Origin of the sequence: Micromonospora sp. NPDC018662 (genome assembly GCF_044391475.1) — a bacterium.
Taxonomy (GTDB): Bacteria; Actinomycetota; Actinomycetes; order Mycobacteriales; family Micromonosporaceae; genus Micromonospora.
Window position 1 is genome coordinate 877,196 of sequence record NZ_JBISAC010000001.1, and the last position, 18,286, is coordinate 895,481.

General features: G+C 73.7%; 22 protein-coding genes and 1 pseudogene. 13 read left to right on the forward strand and 10 right to left on the reverse strand.

Going from position 1 to position 18,286, the window contains the following annotated elements; translation table 11 throughout:
• Positions 1-154 precede the first annotated feature (154 nt).
• Positions 155-562, reverse strand: coding sequence for a CoA-binding protein (locus tag ACH495_RS04335; protein ID WP_396856303.1), 408 nt, complete (start codon positions 560-562; stop codon positions 155-157).
• A 26-nt stretch (positions 563-588) separates the two neighbouring features.
• Positions 589-2,748, reverse strand: coding sequence for an intein-containing Rv2578c family radical SAM protein (locus ACH495_RS04340; RefSeq protein ID WP_396856304.1), 2,160 nt, complete (start codon positions 2,746-2,748; stop codon positions 589-591).
• On the opposite strand from ACH495_RS04340, the gene ACH495_RS04345 reads away from it, so the two are divergent.
• A complete protein-coding gene (locus ACH495_RS04345) occupies positions 2,747-3,166 on the forward strand; it encodes a thiol-disulfide oxidoreductase DCC family protein (RefSeq protein ID WP_396856305.1) in 420 nt (139 codons plus the stop codon). The genes ACH495_RS04340 and ACH495_RS04345 overlap by 2 nt on opposite strands.
• A gap of 47 nt (positions 3,167-3,213) precedes the next feature.
• Here ACH495_RS04345 and ACH495_RS04350 read toward each other — a convergent pair whose 3' ends face one another.
• The 3 genes from ACH495_RS04350 to trxA all read right to left on the reverse strand — a co-directional run bounded on the left by ACH495_RS04350 (position 3,214) and on the right by trxA (position 5,094).
• Positions 3,214-4,146: an MFS transporter permease gene (locus tag ACH495_RS04350; protein WP_396856306.1), complete on the reverse strand. Its 933-nt coding sequence runs from the start codon at positions 4,144-4,146 to the stop codon at positions 3,214-3,216.
• The gene (locus ACH495_RS04355) at positions 4,143-4,583 is read right to left on the reverse strand and encodes a hypothetical protein (protein ID WP_396856307.1); all 441 of its coding nucleotides are present in this window, start codon (positions 4,581-4,583) and stop codon (positions 4,143-4,145) included. The genes ACH495_RS04350 and ACH495_RS04355 overlap by 4 nt, the downstream gene beginning before the upstream one ends.
• Positions 4,584-4,731: 148 nt before the next feature.
• Positions 4,732-5,094 carry a thioredoxin gene (gene trxA, locus ACH495_RS04360; RefSeq protein ID WP_396856308.1) on the reverse strand — a complete coding sequence of 121 codons (363 nt, stop codon included), beginning with the start codon at positions 5,092-5,094 and terminating at the stop codon, positions 4,732-4,734.
• 545 nt (positions 5,095-5,639) lie between these two features.
• Here trxA and ACH495_RS04365 point away from each other — a divergent pair.
• The 11 genes from ACH495_RS04365 (at position 5,640) to ACH495_RS04415 (ending at position 13,976) form a co-directional block, all read left to right on the forward strand.
• The gene (locus ACH495_RS04365; RefSeq protein WP_396856309.1) at positions 5,640-6,155 is read left to right on the forward strand and encodes a MaoC family dehydratase; all 516 of its coding nucleotides are present in this window, start codon (positions 5,640-5,642) and stop codon (positions 6,153-6,155) included.
• Between the two features lie 93 nt (positions 6,156-6,248).
• Complete coding sequence (locus ACH495_RS04370; protein WP_396856310.1) at positions 6,249-6,740, forward strand: hypothetical protein; 492 nt, start codon at positions 6,249-6,251, stop codon at positions 6,738-6,740.
• A 35-nt stretch (positions 6,741-6,775) separates the two neighbouring features.
• Positions 6,776-7,399, forward strand: coding sequence for a TrmH family RNA methyltransferase (locus ACH495_RS04375; protein WP_396856311.1), 624 nt, complete (start codon positions 6,776-6,778; stop codon positions 7,397-7,399).
• A 101-nt stretch (positions 7,400-7,500) separates the two neighbouring features.
• Positions 7,501-8,187, forward strand: a complete 687-nt coding sequence (locus tag ACH495_RS04380) for a DUF6758 family protein (RefSeq protein WP_396856520.1) — start codon at positions 7,501-7,503, stop codon at positions 8,185-8,187.
• Between the two features lie 118 nt (positions 8,188-8,305).
• Complete coding sequence (locus ACH495_RS04385) at positions 8,306-8,464, forward strand: hypothetical protein (RefSeq protein ID WP_013283898.1); 159 nt, start codon at positions 8,306-8,308, stop codon at positions 8,462-8,464.
• A gap of 6 nt (positions 8,465-8,470) precedes the next feature.
• Complete coding sequence (locus ACH495_RS04390; RefSeq protein WP_396856312.1) at positions 8,471-9,343, forward strand: PH domain-containing protein; 873 nt, start codon at positions 8,471-8,473, stop codon at positions 9,341-9,343.
• A 103-nt stretch (positions 9,344-9,446) separates the two neighbouring features.
• Positions 9,447-10,187 carry a SigE family RNA polymerase sigma factor gene (locus ACH495_RS04395; protein ID WP_396856313.1) on the forward strand — a complete coding sequence of 247 codons (741 nt, stop codon included), beginning with the start codon at positions 9,447-9,449 and terminating at the stop codon, positions 10,185-10,187.
• The gene (locus ACH495_RS04400) at positions 10,184-11,464 is read left to right on the forward strand and encodes a hypothetical protein (RefSeq protein ID WP_396856314.1); all 1,281 of its coding nucleotides are present in this window, start codon (positions 10,184-10,186) and stop codon (positions 11,462-11,464) included. Before ACH495_RS04395 ends, ACH495_RS04400 begins: the two co-directional genes overlap by 4 nt.
• A 10-nt stretch (positions 11,465-11,474) precedes the next feature.
• A complete protein-coding gene (locus ACH495_RS04405; protein WP_396856315.1) occupies positions 11,475-12,341 on the forward strand; it encodes a PHP domain-containing protein in 867 nt (288 codons plus the stop codon).
• A gap of 31 nt (positions 12,342-12,372) precedes the next feature.
• The gene (locus tag ACH495_RS04410) at positions 12,373-12,987 is read left to right on the forward strand and encodes a MarC family protein (protein ID WP_396856316.1); all 615 of its coding nucleotides are present in this window, start codon (positions 12,373-12,375) and stop codon (positions 12,985-12,987) included.
• Between the two features lie 152 nt (positions 12,988-13,139).
• Positions 13,140-13,976: a RecB family exonuclease gene (locus ACH495_RS04415; protein WP_396856521.1), complete on the forward strand. Its 837-nt coding sequence runs from the start codon at positions 13,140-13,142 to the stop codon at positions 13,974-13,976.
• A gap of 9 nt (positions 13,977-13,985) precedes the next feature.
• Here ACH495_RS04415 and ACH495_RS04420 read toward each other — a convergent pair whose 3' ends face one another.
• Both ACH495_RS04420 and ACH495_RS04425 read right to left on the reverse strand, forming a co-directional pair.
• Positions 13,986-14,837, reverse strand: coding sequence for an oxygenase MpaB family protein (locus ACH495_RS04420; protein WP_396856317.1), 852 nt, complete (start codon positions 14,835-14,837; stop codon positions 13,986-13,988).
• Positions 14,838-14,881: 44 nt separating this feature from the next.
• On the reverse strand, positions 14,882-15,310 hold the full coding sequence (locus tag ACH495_RS04425) for a Fur family transcriptional regulator (RefSeq protein WP_396856318.1): 429 nt from the start codon (positions 15,308-15,310) through the stop codon (positions 14,882-14,884).
• A 166-nt stretch (positions 15,311-15,476) separates the two neighbouring features.
• On the opposite strand from ACH495_RS04425, the gene ACH495_RS04430 reads away from it, so the two are divergent.
• Positions 15,477-15,959 carry a DUF2231 domain-containing protein gene (locus ACH495_RS04430; RefSeq protein WP_396856319.1) on the forward strand — a complete coding sequence of 161 codons (483 nt, stop codon included), beginning with the start codon at positions 15,477-15,479 and terminating at the stop codon, positions 15,957-15,959.
• 56 nt (positions 15,960-16,015) lie between these two features.
• Here the strand turns inward: ACH495_RS04430 and ACH495_RS04435 are convergent.
• From ACH495_RS04435 to ACH495_RS04445, 3 genes and pseudogenes are all read right to left on the reverse strand, one after another.
• A pseudogene (locus ACH495_RS04435) lies at positions 16,016-16,111 on the reverse strand (IS5/IS1182 family transposase); the annotation flags it as partial.
• Between the two features lie 28 nt (positions 16,112-16,139).
• A complete protein-coding gene (locus ACH495_RS04440) occupies positions 16,140-16,661 on the reverse strand; it encodes a GNAT family N-acetyltransferase (RefSeq protein WP_396856320.1) in 522 nt (173 codons plus the stop codon).
• 521 nt (positions 16,662-17,182) lie between these two features.
• On the reverse strand, positions 17,183-17,782 hold the full coding sequence (locus ACH495_RS04445; protein ID WP_396856321.1) for a hypothetical protein: 600 nt from the start codon (positions 17,780-17,782) through the stop codon (positions 17,183-17,185).
• Positions 17,783-18,286 lie beyond the last annotated feature (504 nt).

The following is an 18,286-nucleotide window of genomic DNA, read 5'->3' on the forward strand; positions in this document are numbered from 1 at the left end:
AGAGGAGGGGCCCCCTTTTAACGCTTCGGCCGGCGCGCGGCGTGATCGCCGGTCGGGAGGTGCCGGCGGGCGTGGTCGACGAGCGCCGCCGGGGCGTCCGCGCTCGACGCCCAGCCCCACCTGCTCTTCGGGGCCGAGCCGCCGGCCGAGGCGGTCAGCCGCGCCGGGTCAGGCCGGCCGCGGCCCGCTCGACGATGAGGCACCGGTCCTCGACGTAGTCGATGCCGGCCGCCTCGGCGATGCGGCGGGCCTCGGCGGAGACGATCCCGAGCTGCAACCAGACCGCCGGCGCGCCGATCGCGACCGCCTGCCGGACCACCTCGACCGCGTCCCGCGCCGGCCGGAACACGTCCACCAGGTCGACCGGGTGCGGGATGTCGGCAAGCGTCGGGTACGCCGTCTCGCCGAACAGCTCGTCCACGGTCGGGTTCACCGGGATGATGCGCCAGCCGTGCCGCTGCATCTCCAGCGGTACGCGGTGCGCGGCCTTGCCCGGGTCGCGGGAGGCCCCGACGACGGCGATCACGGCGGAGTCGGCGAGAAGCTGCTGGGCGGAACGCATCAGCCGAGCCTAGCGCCGCCGCCGCGTCAGAGCAGGGAGAGCTGCTCGGCGGCCGGCACCGGCGGTGCGCTGTCGGGCCGCCGGCGGTTGTCGCCGATCTCGCCGCGGTGCAGCCCGTGCCGGCGTGCCGCCATCCGGACCCGCGCGACCACCTCCCGCTGGTATGCCTGCGGCGCGTACGCCCCGGCCTGGTAGAGCTGCCGGTAGCGGGGCACCAGGTGGGGGAACTCGCGGGCCAGCCAGCGCGCGTACCACTCCCGGGCGCCGGGGCGCAGGTGCAGCGCCAGCGGGGTCACGTCGACGGCCCCGGCGGCCGCGATCGCCGCGACGGTGGCGTCGATCGACTCCTCGTCGTCGCTGAGGCCGGGCAGGATCGGAGCCATCAGCACCCCGACCGGGAAGCCGGCGTCGGTGAGCCGGCGGACCGCGTCCAGCCGGCGGCGCGGGCTCGGGGTGCCCGGCTCGGCCAGGCGCCAGAGCGCCTCGTCCACGAAACCCACCGAGTAGGACAGCCCGACCCGGGTCACGTCGGCGGCTTGGCGGAGCAGGGGGAGGTCGCGCAGCAGCAGGGTGCCCTTGGTCAGGATGGAGAAGGGGTTGGCGAAGTCGCGCAGCGCCTCGAGGATCGGCGGCATCAGCCGGTAGCGCCCCTCGGCCCGCTGGTAGCAGTCCACGTTGGTGCCCATGGCGACGTGCGCGCCCCGCCACCGTGGCGCGGCCAGCTCGCGCCGGACCAGCTCGCCGGCGTTGACCTTGACGATCACCCGACTGTCGAAGTCGACCCCGGCGTCCAGGTCGAGGTAGGTGTGGGTGTTGCGGGCGAAGCAGTTGTGGCTGACCACCCCGTTGGCGATGAAGTCGCCGGTGCCGGTGGTGATGTCCCACAGCGGCAGCTCCAGCCCCAGATCCTCGATGGTGGCCACCTGGAGCCGCGCCGCGCACTTGAGCGCCGTGCCCTCGATCGAACGCCGGCGGGTCACTGCCGGATCGGTCAGGTGGAAGAAGCGCAGCCGCTCCGGCAGGCCACCGGTCAGCCGGAGCTGGCGGCTCCCGTTGCGGTTGCCCGGATCGTCGAGTGCCCACCGGAAGGCGAGCCGGTCGAGGGCGTCGACCGCGCGGTGCCGGCTCTCGTCGTCGGCGACGCCGATCCGGAACACGCCCCGGCGGCAACTGCCGGCGGCGTCGAACATGCCGGCCAGGAAGCCGCGCCGCCACTCGTCGGTCGGTTCGTCCGGCGGGCGGACCAGCGCGGCGACGACCTGGGCGCGGACCGGCCCGACCGTGCGCAGGGTCGTCAAGCGCCGGGCCGGCCGCCCGGTCATCCGCTCGACGCCGACCCCGGCGTCGGAGAGGAACCGCTCGGCCCGCTCCAGCGCCTCCGCCTCGACGGTGCGCAGCCGGAAACGGAGGCGCGGGCCGTCGGCCTCCGCCTCGTCGAGCGGCAGCCGCCGTCGGTCGGCGTCCCGGACCAGCGCGTGCAGGTAGCCCCGGTGGTAGTCGGCGGAACGCTTCGGCGCGACCGCGAACCGGCCGGTGCCGAGCAGGCGGTTGCGGGTGGTCAGGTGCGGACGCCGACCGGCACCGCGCATGCCGCCGGTGACGTGCTTCCAGCCGCGTTCGGTGAGGAAGCGGTGGTCGCCGCTGGCCACCAGCGTGGTGCCGTCGGCCAGGGTGACCCGGTAGGCCCGCTTCACCGTCGACCAGGTGTCGAGCACGGTGGTCACCACGTAGTGCCGATAGGCGCCGCGCCGCTGGGTGCCGTAGATCCGGTCGCCGGGAGCCAGCTCGCTGATCGGCCGGGTGCGCCCGTCGGCCATCAGGATCGGCGTGTCGCCGGCGAGGCAGTAGGTGCACGCGTGGGAACAGCCGCGGTAGGGGTTGACGGTCCACTCGAACGGCACGCGCGACTGGCCGGGCACCCGGTTGATGATCGACTTGGCCTGCACCTCGTAGAAGGTCATGCCGGCGAAGTCGGGGGTGTCGAACGTGCGGGTGACCGCGCCGGGCAACGCCAGCGGCAGGGGTGGAGCCGCCGGCGTTGCCCGATCGGGAGTCCCGTCGTCCGGGGGAGCGGAGAGGTTGTCCCAGCGCATGGACCTCATTCGAACACGTGTACGAACGAAGTGCAAGTGACGCGCCGGACACCACGTGCCGTCGCGATCGGCGCGGGTGCAGGATGGACGCATGGAGACGTCGACCTTCGTCTACGACGGCGACTGCGCCTTCTGCACCCGGTGCGCGCAGTTCATCGAGCGTCGTATCCCCACCGGCGCACACGTGGTCCCGTGGCAGTTCGCCGACCTGGCGGCGCTGGGCCTGACCGAGGCCGAGTGCGAGGAGGCGGTCCAGTGGGTGGGCGCCGACGGCTCCCGGGCCGCCGGACCGGACGCCATCGCCCGGCTGCTCGGCGACAGCGGACCGCTCTGGCGCGTCGCCGGTGGCGGGCTGCGACTCCCACCGGTACGCGCCGCGGCCTGGCCCGCGTACCGCTGGGTGGCCCGTAACCGGCACCGGCTGCCCGGCGGCACCGCCGCGTGCGCGCTGCCCCAGGAGGCCCGCGAACGCCTATACGGCCCCTCGGGCCGCCCCGACCCCACCCCCTGACCGCCCACTCCCACTCCCACCCCGCCGGCCCGGCCAGCGTGGCGTGATCAAGGGGTTTGTGTCGGCGTCGATCTCTGCGGAGACGCGAAGTCCTTGATCACCGCGGCGGGAGGCGGGGGAGGCGGTGCGGACGGGGGAGACGGCGGGGGAGACGCGGGGCGGTGGCGCAGGCGGCGGGCGAACGCCACCGGGCGGACCTTCTCCAGGGGCAGGAACGCGGTCATCGCCACCAGGTGCGGCGCGAACGAGATGGTGATGGTCGCGATGGTCGCCAGATGGAACGAGTAGAAGAAGCCGATGACTGCCGTCCGCCACCGGGCCGGCACCACGAACACCAGCGGGCTGAGCAGCTCGAACGCCAGGATGCCGAACTGGGCCACGATCAGCAGGTGCGGCACCTGCGCGATCAGGTCGGCGAGGTCGGTGCCGCGACGGATGATCGCCCGGGCCAGCACCGAACCGGTCGCCCAGTCGAGGCCGCCGAAGCGGAACTTCGCCCAGGCCGCGAGGAAGTAGGTGCAGATCACCGCGATCTGGGTGACCCGCAGTGCCCAGCCGCCCGCCTCGGTGCGGGTCGGGTCGCCGTGCCGGGCCCGGCCGGCGGTGGGCAGCGCGGCCAGCGCCACCAGGAGCCCGAACCGGTCGTGGTCGACCTTGCCGTAGCTCATCGCCACGATCATCCACTCGACGTAGAGCGCGAAGACCGTCCAGCCGAGCAGCCGTGGCGCCCGACCCGTCGCGGCGAGCAGCGCGGCCACCAGCAGCACCCAGAAGACCACGCCGACCAGGGCGGGGGTGGGCGTGGGCAGCGGGAGCAGCCGACCGACGAGCAGCGGCTGGTAGAGGTCGCCGGGGACGTCGACGCGGGTGCGCACCCAGGGGGTGAAGACGACCAGGTCGGCGGCGACGAAGAGGTAGACGAGGGTGCGGAACGCGGCCACCCGGCCGCGCGGCACCGCCTCGGTGAGCCAGCCGGTCATCCGGCGGTCTCCCAGCGTACGGCCGTGCGGTCGGTCCACTTGCCGGTCGGGCGCCCGCCCCTGATGTCGTGCAGGCGGACCACGATGCGCACCTCCACCAGCCCCGGCGCGCCGGGGTGGCGTTCCGCATACGCCTCGGCGACGGTGCGCAGCAGGCTCGGGTCGGCGGCGTACCGAGCCTGCTGGCCCTCGATCTCGGCGCGGCGGATGCCGGTGGCGTCCTGGCCGAGCGACACGACCGCGCCGGTCCGGTCGACGCCCTCGACCCGGGTGTCGGGGGCGGGCGCGTCCGGCGGGTCGGAGGTGGAGTACATCCGGAACGGCCCGAACGGGAAGTCGTCGTCGGTGCCGTGCACGGTGCCGAGCAGGAGCAGCGCCAGCCCGAGCAGGGTGGCGCCCAGCCGGACGGCACGCCCGCGCGCGGTCAAGGTCTCCATCAGGTCGTGACGATACGGGAGTGAACCGGCCGGAAGTGTCCCTCAGTCGGCCATTTCCCGCTGCCCGTCCCGCCCGTCACCGGGTACGCGGACGCCGCCGGCCGGACCCCGTGAACGGGCCCGGCCGGCGGCGGAACGCGTGCCGTGCTCAGTGCTTGTGCTCGGCCAGCTTCTTGCGGACGTCGTCCATGTCCAGCTGCTCGACCTGCTCGATGAGGTTCTCCAGCGCCGACTCGGGCAGCGCGCCCGGCTGGGCGTACACGATGACGCCGTCGCGGATCGCCATCACGGTCGGGATGGAGCTGATGTTGAACTTGGCGCCCAGCTCCTGCTGCGCCTCCGTGTCGACCTTGCCGAAGACGATCTCCGGGTGCTTCTCCGAGGAGCGCTCGTAGACGGGGGCGAAGCGCTTGCACGGACCGCACCAGTCCGCCCAGAAGTCGAGCAGGACGATGCCGTCCTGGCCCGTCACCTCGTCGAAGTTGGCCGTGGTCAGCTCAACCGTTGCCATGTGCTCTCTCCGATCACCGCGGATTGCCGTACGTCCGGTGGAACCAAGGTCGATCCGTGGGAATTCCCGTGACCTGCGCGACGAAACGCCGGCCCGCCGGGGCGTGACCTGCGGCACATCGAACTTCATCTGTTCGTAACGTCGTGCGGAACGCAAGTGCAGGACGCATTTGCGTGACGGGACGTGATGGGAGCGTTTCCAACGAGATCACGCTCCGTTCCCGCTACGAATCAGTAACTTGCGTGCTGACAAGCGGTGATCCGGCCTGCGGAGATCGCTTACCGGGATGCTTCCGGTAACTCTGAGTATTGTTACGAAAAGATAAATGTGACGCCGGTCTCTGTTGGACCGGGGCCCGGTACGGCAGAATCTTTCACATCAGAGCGTGGGCGGCGGGTGCCGGGGAGGGCCCCGCCGCTCATTGCGTCTCCCCCCAGGTGGCGCCCGGTGTGACATTTCCGCCGCGCGAGCGCCCCGCCCCTTGCCTTAACCAGCGGTAAGGCATGCTGTGCCGAACTCCATCGCCGCCCGTCGAAGGGACCAGGATGCAGTTCGGCCGCTACTACGAGGAGTTCGAGGTCGGCGCGGTCTACCGGCACTGGCCGGGCAAGACCGTCACCGAGTACGACGACCACCTCTTCTGCCTGCTGACCATGAACCACCACCCGCTCCACCTGGACGCGCACTACGCGGAGTCCGCCTCCCAGTTCAAGCGCAACGTGGTGGTCGGCAACTACGTCTACTCGCTGCTGCTGGGCATGTCGGTGCCCGACGTCAGCGGCAAAGCGATCGCCAACCTGGAGATCGAGTCCCTGCGGCACGTCGCCCCGACCTTCCACGGCGACACGATCTACGGCGAGACAACGGTGCTGGACAAGCGCGAGTCGGCCTCCAAGCCGGACCGTGGCGTGGTCGCGGTGGAGACCCGCGGCTACAACCAGGACGGCACGCTGGTCTGCGTCTTCCGCCGCAAGGTCATGGTCCCGAAACAGGAGTACGCGGCCGCCGCCGTGCCGGACGGCGTCGACCCGGAGCGCCCGAGCTTCCCCGAGCCGCGCTGAGCCGGGCACCCGCCGCCCGGGTCCCGTTCCCCGTTCCGCGGGGACGGGACCCGGACCCTCCTGGCGGGGCATATGCTCTGGCTGGAGGTCCCCATGAGCCACTCCGTCGCCGGAGAGCCGCCCTCTGCCGGTCGCCGCGCCGCACCGCTCACCACCGCCGCCTACTCCGCGGCGGAGTGGGACCTGCTGACCGACCTGCCCGGCCGGGTCCTCGTCGCCGCCGCCTCGCCCGGCCCCGGCCGCCCGCCGCGCGGGGTCGCCGCCGGGCTGGCCGGCCTGGACGCGGTGGCCGCCGGCCGGGCCTTCGACAGTGATCTCATCCGCGCGGTGGTCACCGCCATCTACGCGCGTCACGACGGTGCCGGCGTCCGGCTCGAGCGCCTCACCGACCTGGTCGACCTGCTCGCCGCCGCCCGGGCCGCGGTGCGGGTGCTGCGCCGCCGCGCCGATCCGGCCGACTCCGCCGCGTACCGGCAGTGGGTGGAGTCGGTGGCCGCCCGGGTGTGCCGGGCCGGCGAGGCGTCGTCCAGCCCCGCCGACCGGCGCTTCCTGGACCGGCTGGCCGGCGCGCTCGACCTGCGCTGACGGCGCGCCCCGCCGGATGCGTACCCTCGGCAACCGTGACCGACGACCAGCTCGACGTGGGGGTGGGGCCGTGGCCCGGTGACCCGCCGGACGACCCGCGACTCGACCCGGAGCTGCTCGCCGCCGGCGACCGGCGCAACGTGGTGGACCGCTACCGCTACTGGCGGCGCGAGGCGGTGGTGGCCGACCTGGACCGGCGGCGGCACGACTTCCACGTGGCGATCGAGAACTGGCAGCACGACTTCAACATCGGCACCGTGGTCCGCAACGCCAACGCGTTCCTCGCCGCCGAGGTGCACATCGTCGGGCATCGGCGGTGGAACCGCCGGGGCGCCATGGTGACCGACCGCTACCAGCACGTCCGGCACCATCCGACGATCGAGGAGTTCGTCGTGTGGGCGGCCGGGGAGCGGCTGCCGGTGGTCGGCATCGACAACCTGCCCGGCTCCCGGCCGCTGGAGACCGCCGTCCTGCCGCGCCGCTGCGTGCTGCTCTTCGGCCAGGAGGGGCCGGGGCTGTCGCCGGTGGCCCGGACGGCCTGCGACGCGCTGTTCTCGATCGCCCAGTACGGCTCGACCCGCTCGATCAACGCGGGGGTGGCCAGCGGCATCGCCATGCACGCCTGGGTCCGGTCGTACGCCGGTCCGCCGCCCGGCTGACGCTCGGCGGATGTCTCGCCGGACGGAAATCCCATGTTCGTCGGCCCGCCCCGCTTGACGGCCGGGCGGCCCGGCGAGACGGTGAAGACGTGACTGTCGCGGTGAGTTGTCCGAGATGCGCGGGCCCGGTGCGCGAGCCGGACCTGATGCACGGCGAGTCCCGGTGCCTGCGCTGCGGCCCGGTCCCGCCCCTGCACGTGCCGGAGCACATCGGCGCCGAGATCATGGCGAGCGTGGTCGAGCGGGTGGCCGCCGACGGCGACACGCCCGACCGGCCCGGGATGCCGCTGTGGTGCCCGTGGCCGCTTCCACCGGGTTGGACGCTGACCGGCGTGGCCTGGGCCGGCGACGACCGGGCCGGCATCCGCGCCACGGTGGTCGCCTGCGCCGGCCCGGCGCCGCTCGACGGTGGACCGGCGGACCTGATCTTCGTCGCCGAGGAACCCGGGGTGGGGCTGGGTTCCCGCTTCGCGGGACTGCCCGGCCCCGATCCCGGGCCCCAGGTCGAGGCGGCGCTGACCGATCCCGGCCCTGGTCACCCGCAGCGTGTGCCGCACGCGAAGATCCGGGTGGCCGGCCATCCCACTCCACTGTGGCTCGTCCGGTCCGAAACGGATCGAAGCGCGTACGCCGGCGAGGCTCGGGGAATGTGGCTCCATGCGATAGCCTGGCCGGCGAGCGCGGGTTACCTCCTCGCGGAAGAAGTCGTCCTGCACGACCTCACCGAGTGGACACCGCCCGAGCTCGTGTACGGCGCACCGTCCCCGTACTTGCACGGGCAGGCCTGACCGGCCGGCACCGACGAGTCGGGGAACGGACGCAGATATTCACGGTAAGACACCATGCTGATACTCTGGGTGCCGCTGCGGTACTTGGACCCGGCTCCGCGCGAGAGGATGGCCCGCTATGGTCAAGAAGGTCCTCACCTGGGCCGGCATCGCATTCTTGATCTTCTTCGTCGCCTACCGACCCAACTCGGCAGCCGACGTGTTCAAGTCTCTCGGTGGCGGCATCATGGACATCGCGCAGGGCTTCGGTGATTTCTTCACCAACCTGGTCGCCTAGCCGGCCATGGGAAGCCCTTCCGGTCCCCCCTTCGACCCGGATGATCCCGACCGGGCACGCCGGGAGCGCGACACCGAGCCGATCCCCCGGATCGACCCGGACGACGGTCCCGGCTACGGCGCCGGCCCTGGCTACGGGGCCGGCCCCTCCCTCTCGGACGGTGCCGCGTTCGGCGACGGACCCGGCTTCGCCGGTGAGGGTCGTGCCGGCCGGGCCTGGGCGCGCGATCCGGAGGGCTACCCGGACCAGCCGATCTCCGAGGAGGAGTTGGCCGGTCTCCGGGTCGACGCCTCCGGCATGGCCCCGCGCCGGGTGCTGCCGTTGGAGGACGAGCCCAGTTCGCTGGTCGCGCGCTACCTCTTCCCCACCGAGCGCTACCGGGGCGAGTGGAAACGGCACTGGATCCACCTCAGCACACCGATCATCGTCGGCATCGCGGCCACGTTCGTGCTCGGCTACCTCTCCGGCTTCCTCGCCGGGCGGGACGTCGGCGCGCTGACCACGGTCGCGGTGCTGCTCTGGTTCGCGGTGATGGGCTGGGTCGCCTGGCGGGTCGCCGACTGGTGGTACGACCGGTTCATCCTGACCAACAAGCGGGTGATGGTGGTCAACGGCATCATCACCCGCCGGGTCGCGATGATGCCGCTGGTCCGGGTCACCGACATGAAGTACGAGCAGACCCCGACCGGCCGGGCCCTCAACTACGGCACGTTCGTGCTGGAGTCGGCGGGTCAGGAGCAGGCGCTCCGCGAGGTCAAGAACCTGCCCAACCCCAACGAGCTCTACCTGCGCGTGGTCGAGGAGATGTACGAGCCGCAGGCCGTCGAGGCGCGGCTGGGCAAGGAGGCCGACGAGGCCAAGGCCGACGACGGCGCCTGAAACTTTTCGTCCGAACATCGGAAGGACTGCGCACCTTTCGCCGTCGACCCGACCCACTCGGTCGTGGGAGCCTGCCAGGCAGGACGGGGGCGCGGAGGTGAGCGTGGCGAGCAGGGATCCGCTGGAGGAGGAGTTCCGCGAGTTCGTCGCGGCCCGGTCCGGCGCCCTGCTGCGCACCGCGTACCTGCTGGCCGGTGACTGGGCGACCGCCGAGGACCTGCTCCAGACCGCGCTGACCAAGACCTACCTGGCCTGGAAGCGACTCGGCGGGATCGACGCCATCGAGCCGTACACCCGCCGGGTCCTGGTCAACACGTCGACGAGCTGGTGGCGTCGCCGCTGGCACGGGGAACGGCCCACCGAGGTGCTGCCCGAGCGGGCCGGCGTCGACGAGATCGAGCACCAGCTCAACCGGGACGCGCTCTGGCGGCACCTGCAGGCGTTGCCCGCCCGGCAGCGGGCCGTGCTGGTGCTCCGCTTCTACGAGGACATGTCGGAGGCGCAGACGGCCGCCCTGCTGGAGATCTCCCCGGGGACGGTCAAGAGCCAGACCTCCCGGGCATTGAACACACTGCGCCGCCGCCTCGGCTCGGAAGCCGCCCTGGGCCTGCCGGGCGAGCCGGCCCCCACGCCCGCCCCGGCTCCCGCGACACCCCGGGTCTCGCCGGCCCCGACCGGTCCGCGGGTCGGGCGCGCCGCGACGGCACGGCAGCCCGCCACGCCACCGGCGTCCCACCTCCCGGGGCAGCCCGCCGCCCCCGCGCCACGCCCGGCCACGCCGCCGGCGGCGACCGTGCCGGCCCCGCCCCGCCCCGCCGCCCCGATCCCGGCGGAGACCCGATGAGTGGCACCCGGCCCTCCGGTGACAACCGAACCAGCAGCCCGGAGCGTCCACTCCCCGTGGGCGAGGACGAGCTGGAACGCGCGCTGCGGGAGACCCTGTCCCGCCGCGTCGACACGCCCGCGCCGCGCCGCGCCGACCCGGCGGGCGAGGTGCTGCGCCGGGCCCGCCGCGCCGGCCGTCGCCGGGCGCTCACCGGCCTGGCGCTGGCCGGCGTGGCGACCGTGCTGGTCACCACCGGCATGGCGCAGCTCAGCGGGCCGGGCGGGCGCGACGGCACGCCGACCGTGGTGCTCGGCGACCCGCCCGGGCTGTCCGTGTCCCCGCTGCCCACCGCGCCCACCCCGGTCTACCGGCCGGGCCCGGTCCGCGCCGAACTCGACCTGCTCGTCGGTGACAAACTGGACACCAGCGGCGGCCAGCGCCGGGAGCTGACCGGGGTGGGCGGCGTCGAACGGGCGCAGCGGATCCACGACGGGGAGGGCTGGCTGCTCACCTCCACGGCCACCGCCGCCGGCCGTACCCTCTGGTGGGTGTCGGCCGACGGCGGCGCGCCGCAGGTGATGCTCGCCGTCGCGGACGCGGTCGCGGTCTCGGCGGACGGCCGGCAGGTGGCCTGGCGGGACGGTACGGACCTGGTCGCCGCCGGCGTGGTCGCCGGCCAGCTCATCGCGCCCAGCCGGGTGGCCGCCCCACCCGGTGTCGTGCCGGTCGGCTTCACCGGCGACGACGTGCTCATCAGCCAGCCCGACCGGGGCGGCATGAGCATCTGGCGGCGGGCGATGGGCGGCGTGCCGGGCACCGCGAACCCGGACGTCCGCGCCGTCTACGGCACCCGGCCGGACGGCCGGCTCGTCGGCCTGGTCACCACCGGGTCGGCGCGGCAGCCCTGCGTGGCGCTGCTCGACGCGGCCCGCGGTCTCACCCCGACGCGGACCGGCTGTGTCGCCGGGCTGGCCGCCGACGGGCTCGGCGGCGTCTCACCCGACGGGCGGTGGCTGCTGGCGAACGGCACCGGCCGCACCGCCCTGCTGATCGACCTCGCCGACCCGGCCGCCTCCCCGGCGGCCCACCCGGCCGGCCCGCCGCTGGCCGGCGCGGTGGCCTGGACCCGGGCCGGCGTCGCGCTGCACGTGGACGCCGCGGGCGGGCTGGTCCGGGTCAAGCCCAGCCGCGTGCTGGCCGGCGAACGACCGACCCCGTCCACGCTCGACGGGATGGCGCCGGGGCAACGGCCGGTGGTGGTGGCCGACACCCCCGCACTGCCCGACGGGGCGTAGCGTCGGGCCGGTGAGCGTTCCCGCCCGCATCGACCTGCACAGCCACTCCACCGCGAGCGACGGCACGCTCGGCCCGGCCGAGCTGGTCCGGGCCGCCGCCGACGCCGGGCTCGACGTGGTGGCACTGACCGACCACGACACCACGGCGGGCTGGGCGGACGCCGTCGCCGCCCTGCCGCCCGGCCTCACCCTGATCCGCGGCGCCGAGCTGTCCTGCCGCTGGTCCGGCGCCGAGCCGGCGGTCCCGCTGCACCTGCTCGCGTACCTCTTCGACCCGGCCGAGCCGGAGCTGGCCGCGGAGCTGGCCCGGGTCCGGCAGGCCCGGGAGGAGCGCGGCGAGCGGATCGTCCGGCTGCTCCAGGCCGACGGCATCCCGGTGAGCTGGACGGCGATCCTGGCCGGGGCGGCCGGCGGGACGGTCGGCCGGCCGCACATCGCGCAGGCACTGATCCGGGCCGGCCTGGTCGCCACCACCACCGAGGCGTTCGGCCCGGACTGGCTGGGGGAGCGCTACCGGCTGCCCAAGGACGACATCGACGTGTTCCGCGCGGTCGCGCTGGTGCGGGCCGCCGGCGGGGTGCCCGTCTTCGCCCACCCGAGGGCCAGCCGGCGCGGCCGGATCGTGCCCGACGAGCTGATCGCGGCGTTGGCGGCAGCCGGCCTGGCCGGCCTGGAGGCCGACCACGAGGACCACAGCCCGGCCGAGCGGGAGCACGTCCGCCGGCTCGCCGCCGAGCTGGGGCTGCTGGTCACCGGCGCGTCGGACTTCCACGGCACGCACAAGACCGTCCGGCTCGGCGCGTACACCACCGCCCCCGAGGCGTACGAGCGGATCGTCGCACTGGCCCGGGGGGTGACCCCGGTCGCTTCAGGCTGAAGCGTTCCGGCGGCACGGCTACCGTGTCCGCGTGGATCTCAAGCTCTTCGGCGAGGTCTTCGTGACCCTGCTGGTGATCGTCGACCCGCCCGGAATGATGCCCATCTTCCTCGCGCTCACCGGGCCGCTGCCCGCCCGCGACCGGAACCGGGCCGCCTGGCAGGCCGTGGCCCTGGCGCTCGGGGTCATCGTGATCTTCGCGGTGGCGGGGCAGACCCTCCTGGCCTACCTGCACGTCGACCTGCCCGCGTTGCAGGCCGCCGGTGGCCTGCTGCTGGTGCTGGTCGCGCTGGAACTGCTGACCGGCAAGGCGGACGACCCGAGCCAGCAGGTCACCTCCAACATCGCGCTGGTGCCGCTGGGCACCCCGCTGCTCGCCGGTCCCGGCGCCATCGTGGCCACCATGCTGTTCGTGCAGCGGGCCGGTGGGGTCACCGACTACGTCGCCATCGCGCTCGCCATCGTCGCGGTGATGGTCGCGGTCTGGGTGGTGCTGCGCTTCTCCGGCGGGATCGTCAAGGTGCTCCGCCCGGGCGGCATCGAGGTGCTGACCCGGATCGCCGGCCTGCTGCTGGCCGCCATCGCGGTGCAGCTCATCGCGGACGCGATCGCCGCGTTCGTGACCGAGTACGTCAACAACGCCTGAGCGCCTGTCGTCCGCTGTCGGACCCGGATGGCAGGATCTGCGGTGTGCGACGACCCTCATCGACCGGCCGCCCCTCGCCGAGCAGCCGCCCCGCCAGCGGCCGGGCACCCCGACCCCGCACCGAGCAGGCCGAGCAGCTCGGCTTCGAGGGCATGCCGGAACGGCTCTTCGTCTGCACACCCAGCAAGCTCGGCGCCTACGCCGACTGCCCCCGGCGCTACCGCTACGCATACGTCGACCGGCCCGCCCCGCCGAAGGGGCCGCCGTGGGCGCACAACTCGCTCGGCGCCAGCGTCCACACCGCGCTCAAGAACTGGTATGCGCTGGCCGCCGACCGCCGCCGCCCCGAGGCGCTCGGCACGCTGCTCAAGGGCACCTGGGTGCGCGAGGGCTACCGCGACGACGAGCAGGAACGCGACGCCTTCCGGCGCGCGCTGACCTGGCTCGAGTCCTACGTGGCGGGCCTGGACCCGGCCGACGAGCCGGTCGGCGTGGAACGGGTGGTCGCGGTGAAGACAGCGGTGCTCGCCTTCAACGGCCGCACCGACCGGATCGACTCCCGCCCCGGCCCCGACGGCCGGCCCGAACTGGTCATCGTCGACTACAAGACCGGCCGCACCGGCCTCGACGCCGACGACGCGCGCGGCTCACAGGCACTCGCGCTCTACGCGTACGCCGCCGAGCGGGTGTTCCGGCGGCCGTGCCGCCGGGTCGAGCTGCACCACCTGCCCACCGGCACGGTCGCCGCGCACGAGCACACCCCGGAGTCGCTGGACCGCCAGCTCACCCGCGCGGAGCACACCGCCCGCGACATCATGGCCGCCGAGCGGGCGGTGGCCGACGGGACCGACCCCGACGAGGCGTTCCCCACCGAGGCGGGGCCGCGCTGCGGCTGGTGCGACTATCGGCGCACCTGCCCCACCGGCGCGCAGGTCCCCGGCAAGGAGCCGTGGTCGGCCGTCGAGCGCCTCACCGACGCCACCGACTGACCGCCTGTCTCAGGCCGCCGCGAGGCGGTCGGCACGTTCCATCGCGGCCTGCCGCAACGGCCCCTCGCGGTAGCGACGCGGCACCGCCGCCAGCGCGAGCCGCAACGCCCGCACGCCCACCTCCGCCGACAGCGCGGTGGTGGGCAGGCCCAACCCGCCGTAGAGCCGCAGCGCCCAAGGCGGCAGCAGACCCAGCGCGGTGCCGGCCACCCCGAGGTACGCCCAGCGCGGCGGGCCGAGACTCAGACCGAGCCGGGCCGGCCGGCTGAGTTTCCAGGGAATCGGCGGAGCGGTCAGGAACAGCGCGGTCTCGGCCGCCTCCCGGGTCATCCGCAGCTCCGGGCGTACGCCCCGGTAGTAGGCCTCGACCTCGGCGGCGGTGCCCGGCACCCCCGCCGGGTCCAGCCCGACCAGGGCCGCCGCCCGGCGCTGCTCGGTGTAGTAGCCGTCCACCTCGTCGTCGGTCAGCGCGAGGCCGGCCCGGCGGGCGGTGGTCACGAACGACTCGACCTCGGTGACGTGCACCCACCGCAGCAGGTCCGGCTCGTCGACGCGGAACTCCGCACCGGTGCCCGGGTCGGTGGCGCGCATCCGGGCGTGCAGCGTACGCAGCCGCCGGCCGGCCGCCTCCGCCTCGGCGGTGGTGCCGTAGATCGTCGTCTCCACGTAGGTCGCGGTCCGGAGCAGCCGGCCCCACGCGTCGGCGCGGTAGTTGCTGTTCTGCGCGACCCCGGCCATCGCGCGCGGGTGCAACGCCTGCAGGTAGAGCGAGCGCAGGCCGGCGACGATCAGGACCGGCTCCGCGTGCACCTTCCAGGTGACCGATCCCGGACCGAACAGGCCGATGTCGTCGGTGTCCACCGATCAAGAGTGCCACGCCGAGCGGGCACGCCCGGTCGGGCCGCTCAGTCGTCGACCGAACGACGGGACTGGCAGGCCGGGCAGAGACCCCAGAACGTCACTTCGGCCTCGTCGAGCTGGAAGCCGTGGGCCACGTTCGGGTCCAGGCACGGTGCGCTGCCGACCGCACAGTCGACATCGGCGATCGCGCCGCAGCCCCGGCACACCACGTGGTGGTGGTTGTCGCCCACGCGGGCCTCGTACCGGGCAGGACTGCCGGCCGGCTCGATCCGACGGGACAGGCCGGCGCGGGACAGCGCGCCCAGCACGTCGTAGACCGCCTGCGTGGAGACCGAGTCGAGCCGCTCCCGGACCCGCCGGGTGATCTCGTCGACCTCCAGGTGACCGCCGTCGGCGAGCACGGCCAGCACGGCGAGGCGCGGTCGGGTGACCCGCAGACCCCGCGACCGAAGCAGTTCCTCACCCGTGGCCATGCGTTCATGACAGCATGGAGTCGGCCGGGCCGACAAGTGAGCGGTCCTCGCGGGTGGTTGCGGCCACCGGGTGAACCGGCGCGGCGACCTGTGCGTGGATGCCGGTGTGGGGCAGCGCCGCGTCGTACGCTGACCGCGCCAATCCGTCCACTCGCCGGAGGTGTCGGTGTTCAGGGAAATCAACGGCCTCCCGGGCCACGTTCTGGTCATCCACGCCGTGGTGGTGCTGGTGCCACTGCTGGCCGTGCTCACCGTCGCGTACGGCGTGCTGCCCCGCTGGCGGTCCCGACTGGACTGGGCGGTGGCGGCGCTGGCCGTCGTCACCCCGATCACGGCCTGGGTGGCGACCCAGTCGGGCGAGGCGCTGGAGGAGGCGCTGCGGTCCCGGGGCTACCCGCCCGAGGGGCTTCAGAAGATCCACGAACACGCCGACTACGGCGAGACGCTGCTCTGGTTCACGCTCGGCCTGGCCGTGGCGGCGCTCCTGCTGCTGCTGTCCACCGCGGGCTTCGCCCGTACCCGGAACCTGCCCCGCTGGCTGCCGCTGGCGCTCACCGCCGTGGCCGCCGTGCTCGCCGTGTTCGCGCTGGTCTACGTCTACCTGACCGGCGACAGCGGCGCCAAGATGGTGTGGGACGGCATCGTCTGAGAGCGACCGGCAGTAGGTGTGGTGGGGCGAGCGTCGCGAGTTGGTGCGCTCCACCACCAACGCCTGCCGACCTGGATCGGTGCGGGCACGCCCTTGCGGGCGATCTCGCCGTGTAGTTGGAGTTCGTCGCTCCGCGCATAACAAGGTGCCCCTCTTGACCTCCGACGGCTGGTGGGCAGGTCAGTGGCTGAGCGTGATCCAGTAGCGGCGGACCCGGACGTGCCCGGTGTCGAGGATCCCCTGGAGCACGCCGCCCTGGCTCTCGATCGTGCGCGCCGAGGCGAGGTTGTCCTCCAGACAGGGAATGAGCACCCGGTGCAGACCCAGCACGGTGTGGGCCTCGCGGAGCATCTCACCCAGGGCCCACTTCGCCAGGCCGCGGCGGCGTGCGGAGGGACGTACGCCGTAGCCGATCTGGCCCAGGTCGTCGTCCTGCCAGTGCCGCATCGCGATCCCCCCGAGCACCTGCCCGTCCTCGACGATCCACCGGCAGGAGGCGTGCCGCTCGTCGGGGCATGGCGTCCCGGCCCCGTGGTCGAGCCGGACACATCGCCGCACCCAGTCGGCGAAGCCGTCGGGCGAGTCCAGGTCGTCTTCGGGGCCGATGCCGAAGCCGTCCTCGTGCAGACCGGGTCCCCAGTCTTCGCGGCAGTCCTGGAAGGCGGCATACAGGCTGGTGGTGGGCGATATCAGAGTTGGCATGCGAGCCACCGTAGCCACGGTCCGGGCCTCCGGCGATCCCCTCGAATCCGCTGTGGATCATGCCCACAGGCCGTCTCTGTCTTCGGCGAGGCCGCTTGCTTGGGGGAGTACGTGTGCGCTCTCCCGGGCGGTCCTCGGGGGTCTCAGGGTGAGTAAGTGACTACTTGCGAGGCGGGGCATCCCCGCGCGCGAGGGTTGAGCAGGGGTGAAGTGGGTGATCTGCGTCACAAGGTGGTCGCGGCACCGTCGGCGGGGGCGGCAACCACCGTCTTGACCTTGAGTGTTCGGCGCTCTCCACCGAGGGACCACCGGCGGAGAGCGGCTGGATCGCCAGGCGCGCAGTTCTGCGGCCCGGTCGGGCGAGCCGGGAATGCGCAGCAGCGAGCAGGCCGTCGCCGATGACGTGCCGGACGTGCTCGGCGGCGCTGCACCGACCGCGACGCAAAGATCGTGGACTTCTACCTGTACCTGCTGTACCTGGCAGTCGCCCTCGTTACCGTGCTGCCGGTCGTTCTGAGGGCTTAGAACAGCAACCGCGAGCAGAACAGGCACATCAGCAGCACCAGCACCACGCCGACGACCGCGCCGATGCCGTAGGTGAGCTGCTGAGCACGCTGTTCCGCGCGATCCATGGCGGCCATGTCCTGCGGCGGGAGCTGCCGGGGCGGGGGTGCCTGCACGTGCACCGGCGGCCGCCACCCGGGAGGCGGCGGCGTGCTCGGCGGCGGCCCCGCATACCCGCCGGCTGCCGGTCCGACCGAGTACGCGCCGGTAGGCGGTCCGCCGGCGTACCCGCCGGTTGCCGGCCAGCCCGTGTTGCCGGCGTTCTCCGGCCAGCCCGCGTACCTGCCGGTCGTCGGATCGACGCCGTTCCCGGCCGGGCCGGGCCACTCGCCGCCGGTCGCGGTCCAACCGCCGGCCGGTGCGGCCGGGGCCGGCCGGGCCCAGGGACTCTCCGCCGCGCCCAGGCGCGACCACGGGCTGGCACCCTCGACCACGCCGGTCCCGCCCGCAGAGGGCTCAGTCGTGCGCGACTCTTTCGTGTTGGCCTCGGTGGTGGGGCGCTCGGCCGGGTCCGTCGCGGTGGTGGACCACGTGGCCGTGTCGGCCGTGTCGGTCATGTCGGCCGTGCTGGTGTGCCGGTCCGCCGATCCGGTGTCCGGTCCCGGGTCGGTGTCGGTCGGCGGGTGGCCGATGCCGGGTGGAAGGTCCGCGCCCGTTCTCTCGCGGCGATCGGCTTCGGCGGGGCCGGCGTCGACGGTGGGACCTGTTTCCGCGGGCGTTTCGCCGTGGAGGTGGCTCACCCCCGTCGACCGATGATCAGCGGGCTGGTCCTCGGACGGTGTCCCGTCCGGGGCGGCCGGCTGCTCGGGGCGTCGCCAGGTCTCGTCGTCGGTGCTGCCACCGCTCGGCGTCGTCACGCCGACCGACGCTACCAACGCCGCGGCCGGTCGGCCGCCCGACGCGGCGAAGGCTGACCACGCACGCTCTCACGTTCGTAGCCACTCCGACCACCCACCCCACCGCGCCCGCCCGCCTCACCCCCCCGCCTAGCCCCCGCTGATTCACGGAAAGCGTGGCTATTGGGAGCGTAATAACCCCTCCTTCCGTGAATCAGCGGGCCG